At 56.1% G+C, this 6,445-nt stretch carries 2 protein-coding genes; both read left to right on the forward strand.

Translation table 11 applies throughout. The features are described 5' to 3' along the window. Nucleotides 1-45 precede the first annotated feature (45 nt). The gene (locus ACLI1O_RS12125) at nucleotides 46-597 is read left to right on the forward strand and encodes a hypothetical protein (protein ID WP_234461419.1); all 552 of its coding nucleotides are present in this window, start codon (nucleotides 46-48) and stop codon (nucleotides 595-597) included. Between the two features lie 2,384 nt (nucleotides 598-2,981). Beyond that, on the forward strand, nucleotides 2,982-6,089 hold the full coding sequence (locus ACLI1O_RS12130) for a DEAD/DEAH box helicase family protein (RefSeq protein WP_411707082.1): 3,108 nt from the start codon (nucleotides 2,982-2,984) through the stop codon (nucleotides 6,087-6,089). Nucleotides 6,090-6,445 lie beyond the last annotated feature (356 nt).

Here is a 6,445-nt window from a genome sequence, read left to right on the forward strand (position 1 = left end):
ACCCCAATCAGATCTCCCTTTTCGACTTCTTAGGAGAAAGCACCAATGATCTACAAAGCGACAATCCAGCAGGCTTATCAGGACGCAGGACGCGAACTGAGCGAGCCGGAATTGACCGAGACGTACGAAGCAATGATGAGTCAGTGGGAGCAGACCTCCGCGAGGAATCTGCAGACACTCACCGACCGTTGGAAGCAGAAGACGGGCAAGCAGACAGTCGACGCACTAACGCGGGGACAGCTTCTGAATCTGGCCGACCAGCAGGCGAGCGAGGAAGTCCGCAGCGAGTGGCTCGACCCGCTCACCCAGGAAGTAATCGAGGACAATCTTCTCCACGACGAGATGAATCCACCGAGTCTGCAGGTGCTTACCTCCCCGAATCTGTGGATGACGCAGTGGAATCTCCTTCCCGACAACGACGCACTCAACGAACTAGCAGCGAGCCTGTGGCCGGAGAAGAGCTCGAAGTGGCTGCTGGTGGCAACGGCACTACTGCAAGTCAGCGACCATCAGAACAAGGAGTACCCGACCGAGACGGACTCGACGCTTCTTCCCGCCTTCGAAGCGAAGGTCAATCACGCAATGACGCTCAACTAGATCCGGTTTGGACAAATATCGCCGCGATTGAGGCGGCTATTGCCTACCGCGACGGTGACAGTCTTGACGATAGCCAGCGCCAGGCGCTGGAACAATACCGCTCTTGGGGTGCTTTCTCCCAGGTCTTCGATGAACACAACGAGCGCTACGCACCTGCCCGCCAGCGTCTTCGCGAGCTACTAAGCGACGACGAATACACGGCAGCTAGGCGCACAATTCTTACCGCCTATTACACTCCCCCAAGCCTTACTTCCACCATCTGGGATAGCCTTCGCACCGCAGGATATACCGAGGGAAAGGTGCTCGAACCCGGAGTTGGAGCAGGCGGATTTATTGACGCAGCACCCGAAGATGCAGACGTTGTAGGCATTGAGCGCGACCCTATGAGCGCACTTATCGCTAATGCTCGCTACCCCGAGTCGCAGATTCGTCGCGAAGACTTCGCGGATACCTCAATTGCCGATAACTCCTTCGTCGCCACCATCGGCAATGTTCCTTTCTCCCAGACCGCACCTTACGACCCGCACCACAACCGTGCGGGCCTATCCACGCACAACTACTTCATTTCCAAGTCCATCGACTTGACCGCCCCAGGTGGCTATGTTGCTGTCCTAACCTCCCAGCACTCTGCCGATTCGGCTGGGCGCGGGGCTACCAGCGTGCAGCAAGCACTTACTGACCGCGCCGATTTCATCACTGGCGTGCGCCTGCCTGGCGGCTCAAACGGTGCTTTTGCCGATTTTGCTGGCACCGAAGTAGGCACTGATGTTCTCGTCTTCCGTGTCCGCGACGAAAATCAGGAACCTAGTGCGCGCACCGAGGAATTCTGCCGGAAACAGTCCATTACGGTTGGCGATACCACCCGCGCGATAAACAAGTTCTTCGCAGATAATCCAGACCACGTACTCGGCACGTGGAAGGAAGTTTCTTCCCAGTTCGGGCCAACCCTAGAGGTACGCAGCGACAATACGGACAACGTGGCAGACCAGCTAGGCGATATTTTACGCCGCGATATTTCTACTGCTGTCGCCAACGGCCAGGGGCTTACCGCTAGTCCAGAAACGATTAACCACGCCGAACAACTAGACGTCTCTGGCCTTATTGAGGCCCGCCGAGAACAGCTCCAAGACACTTTGGGCGCATTGCGCTATATCGACAATGACGACGGCAGCGTGCAATTCCAGCAGCTTAATCCCATCGGCGCCAGCGGCGAGTCCGCATGGGAAGACGTCAAATGCGCTAAGAAATACCAGCAGGAATGGAAAGCCATTGTTGACCTGCGCAATACCACCGAAGCAGTCCTAGAAGCCTGCCGCGAGGGGCAAGAAGACGAGCTTCCCGCACTACGTGAGGTTCTTAACACCCAATACGACGCTTACGCCAGCACTTACGGCCCGCTTAATCGCTTTACTGTCCAAGCTGCCAAGGAAAAGACGCCAGAGCGTATCTCGGCCGACTTCGAGAAAAAGGTTGACCTGTGGCGAAAGCACAACGCCGTCGATGATCGCCCCTTCGAGGGTGAACTGCCCGATGACGTCACCGCCCGGCTATGGGACGAAGCCAAGCAGCCCAGCACCCGCGAGCAGCGCAAGCAACTGCACCTTTCTGGCGCACTGCGCCGCGACCCGTATGTCACGGCTGTTCTAGCACTCGAAGACTTCAATGACGATACCCAGCAGGCCACCAAGGGCCCACTGTTTACCACTAACCCACTGCGCTCTATAGACACTCCCACCAGTGCCGATTCGGCCCAGGACGCGGTAGTTATCGCTCAAAACCATAACTTGCCCATGACTACTGCCACCTTTGCAGAGCTTTTGGGAAATACCGACGAAGACGCCCTTGCCCGCGAGCTGACCGAAAATAAGGTTGCTTTTCGCCACCCGCACCGCCCTGACGAGTGGGTTCCAGCAACTAAGTACCTTTCTGGGTCTATCTATCCCAAGCTGGAAACTGCCCGCCAGGTCGCGCACAACGATCCGCGCTTTCTTCCCAATGTCGCAGGCTTGGAAGAAGCCTTGCCGGACAAGGTCACCAGCGGAATCAAGATGAGTCTAGGTGCGACGTGGATACCCGATGATGTCTACCGCGATTTCATCATTGACACCTTGGATATTCCCGCCAGCCTGCACAACCGAGTCACAGTAAACAACCGTGCTGATGAGTGGTTTGTCAGCACTCCAAAGGATTGGCACACGCGAGAAGAAGTCGATCTGAAATGGGGCGTGCGCGCGGCTAACGCAAATGGCCAATACAACTTCAATGACGAAGAGTTTAAGGATTTCAGCCACGCTGGTATCGCCCACTCTGGTGCCGACGCCACTGTCTACTCGGCAGCAAAGCTCATTGAAGACACCATGAATATGCGCCCGCCGCAGCTCAATATGTCCAAATACGCCAAGCTGGATAAAGGCTACGGAGAAAATGCGCTAGTCGTCCACCGCAAGGCTTCTGCCTTTGCCGGTTCCAAGGTGGAAGGCCTAGAAAAGCACTTTTCTCGCTGGGTCACCCAAGACCCAGAGCGCTATGAGCGCCTAGTTGACGTCTATAACCGCACGCTCAATGGTGTTGTTGCTCCCAGCTATGACGGTTCTCGCCGCGAGATTGCAGGCATTAGCGACCGCTACAAGCCCTACCCGTATCAGCTCAACGCAGTCGAGCGCATGCTCAACGAACCAGGTGTGCTGCTAAACCACGTTGTCGGTGCCGGTAAAACCGGCAGCATGCTCATGGGTGCCATGGAGCTAAAGCGCCTAGGCGTTGCTAAACAGCCTTGGATGGTGGTTCCTAACCACCTCGTAGAGCAGGTAGGAATCGAGGCAAAGCAGTGGTTCCCCGGCGCAAATATGCTGGTAGAAACCCGCAGTGGCAGCAGCCGCAAAGACGACCGCCAGCGTCTTCTTGCCCAAGCCGCAGCCAATGACTGGGAGCTAGTCATTGTCTCTATGAGCTCGTTCGGCGAGATGAGCATGTCCGCTGACTACCTGCGCGACTACCGCGACAGCGTCTTGGACGAGTTCGAGCGCGACCTGCAGGAAATCCAAGACAACGAGGTAGACGAGCAGACCCGCCGCGATAACACGCGCCGAATCGAGCAAAAGCGCGACAAGTTCGAGCAGAGCATGAACCAAAAAATCGACAAGATTTCTCGCGGCGACACAATCCCCTGGGATCAAACGCGCGGCGACTACATCATTGTCGACGAGGCACACAATTATAAAAACCTCCGGCGCGTATCCAAGCTGGCTGACCTTGCCGAAGAAGGCTCCGACCGCGCTACTGACCTCGACGTGAAACTGCGCTACCTACGCGGCGAAAAAGGCAATGACCATCCTATTGCCACCTTTGCCACTGGTACGCCTATTGCCAATTCCATCGCCGAAATCTACACCATGCTCAACTATCTTCGGCCCGATCTTCTCCACGAAGCCGGCATGCATGGTGTGAACTCCTGGGCGCAAAACTTCACCTCGAAGCGCAGCGAAATTGGCTTTACCGCTGGCAATAAAATCAAGCCCCAAACCCGCATTGCCAGCTATGAAAACCTTGCAGAGCTGGCCCAAATGTGCGCGCCCATGGCCGACACCATCACCCGCGACGATATTCCGCGCAAGTTACCCAGCATTAAAGGCGGAGAGACTACCGTCGTGGAATTCGACGTAGACCAAGAAACCAAGGACTTAATTCAAGATCTTTCCTGGCGCGAAGATAATCAGCCAGACAACCCCAAAATCGACAATGCCCTAAAGATTATGAGCGACGGCAAAAACGCCACGCTCTCACCAGAATTGGCTAACCTTCCACCCGCCCAAGGCGTAGGCCGCGTTCATGCCGTTGTCCAAAATGTCGTGCGCGAGTGGCAGGACAATAAAGACAACGAGTACACCGACCAGCAAGGCAATATCTCGCCTAATCGTGGTGGTCTACAGCTCATTTTCTGCGATAAAGGAGTGCCCAAGCCTGACGGGTCATTCTCCATGTATGAGGCAATCCGCGACCAACTTGTCGAAGCCGGCATGGATAAAGACCGCATTCGCTTTATCCACGACTGGGACAATAAGCGCACCCAGCTTTTTGACGACTGCAATAACGGCAAAGTCGATGTTCTCATTGCCAATACGGCCAAGCTAGGAACCGGCGCAAATATCCAATCTCGCGGCGTTGCTATCCACCACGTAGACGTTCCCTGGCGTCCTGCCGACCTAGAGCAGCAAGACGGACGTTTCTTCCGCCAAGGCAACCAGAACGACGAAGTCGCCCGCTATACCTACGTTGGACGCGGCACCTACGACGGCCACTCCTGGGCCACTATCGAACGCAAAGGCCGGTTTACCAACCAATTCTGGAATGCTGACCGCTCCATGCGCTCCATTGCCCCGCTCGAAGACAACGACCTAGAAGCCATGGCCCAAAACAAGGCTATTGCTACCGGAAACCCTGACTTCGTGCGCAAAGCAGAGCTCACCAAACAGGTAGAAAAACTCGAAGCTGCCGCCGATGAACACACAGCACTCGCCGAATCTAACGTTCTCACCCGCAGGCAAGCGCAAGAAGACCTCGCCCGCGCCCAACGACGCCTAGACCGAACCGAAGGGCTAGTAGACCAAGCAGAACAATGGGCAGACACCGACTCAAAGGAGCGCACGTGGAATATTAACCACGCCCAGCAAGACTCCCGCGAGGAAGCCACGAGCGCCCTTATTGACCGTCTCAAAGAGGTCAAAGACTCGCGCAGCACCGACTATCAGCCAGTAGGCGCTATTGCTGGCATCTCGTTTGCTGCACGATTCGACGCGATTAATGGCAGCGTTCAGGTTAAATCCGACTTCGGGCAAGTAGGCCGTGATGCCATTGAAAAATGGGTTATTGACCCCACCTACGCACACTCGGGAATTACTCCCGAAGAAATCAAGAACAAACAAAGTGGCCTGCTTACCCAGCTAGAAAATACGGTGCGCGCAGCCCCTGACCGCGTCGACCAAACCCGCGCTGACATCACCAACTATCAGCAGACCATCGACGACATTGACCAGCTCGGAGACCCAGAGTCCTTCCCCCACCAAGACCAACTGGACTCAGCACGCAAAGAGCTCAACAAGGTCACTCAACGCCTGGCCGACTTCGACGCCTCCGACGCAGAAGTTCGCCGACGCCAAGAATATGCCAGCCGACTCGCCAGCAAAGGACGCAGCCCCGGCTACTCCCTAGAGCTCAACCCCACCGGGTTCATGCGTGATACAGGAATGGTCTGCCACCCAGACAGCAAGCCCATCTCCCACGCGGTAGGAGGAACCACGCTTACCGCTCCGCCTGCCTCCCCTGAGCTCCACCCCGGAGCACAGGCAAGCATGGACTTCCTCGACGGACTCGGCCTCGGAAGCGAAGCCAACAACCCCCACAGCAACGACTACACAGAGAACTCAGCCCAGACCCCAGACGAAGACATAAACCTAGACGAAGAGCAAGAGGACGATAACGGAAATGAGCTGTAGCACACACTATCGCGCAACATGTACAATAAACGCAGAACGCGCAATACGCGCAGACTCTCCGGTAGAAATCCAGCGATTAATCACATCGGTGTGATTTAATAAGCAAAGAAAATAAAAGCCGCGCTCCACACACGTGGGGTGCGCAGCGCGAGCGGCACACACCCTCGGTTCAAGTCCAGGGCGCGCACATTCCTCAAAAACGAGGAAACCCCCGCATCATCGAGCGCCAACTCTAGCGGGGGTCCAACTCCAAATCGACACCGACCGTGTCGATTCAGACTTTACCACTTCCCCACAGGAAGTGCGCAAAGCACAACACGGTCGGTGCCGATAATCCGAAAGGAGACTAAGGCACC

The organism is Corynebacterium sp. LaCa78 (assembly GCF_046717505.1).
In the GTDB taxonomy this organism is placed as follows: Bacteria; Actinomycetota; Actinomycetes; order Mycobacteriales; family Mycobacteriaceae; genus Corynebacterium.

Bases quoted from the DNA above. Each gene is read 5' to 3' on its own strand.
- ACLI1O_RS12125 (WP_234461419.1), top strand. From the start codon at position 46: ATGATCTACAAAGCGACAATCCAGCAGGCTTATCAGGACGCAGGACGC.
- ACLI1O_RS12130 (WP_411707082.1), top strand. From the start codon at position 2,982: ATGTCCAAATACGCCAAGCTGGATAAAGGCTACGGAGAAAATGCGCTA.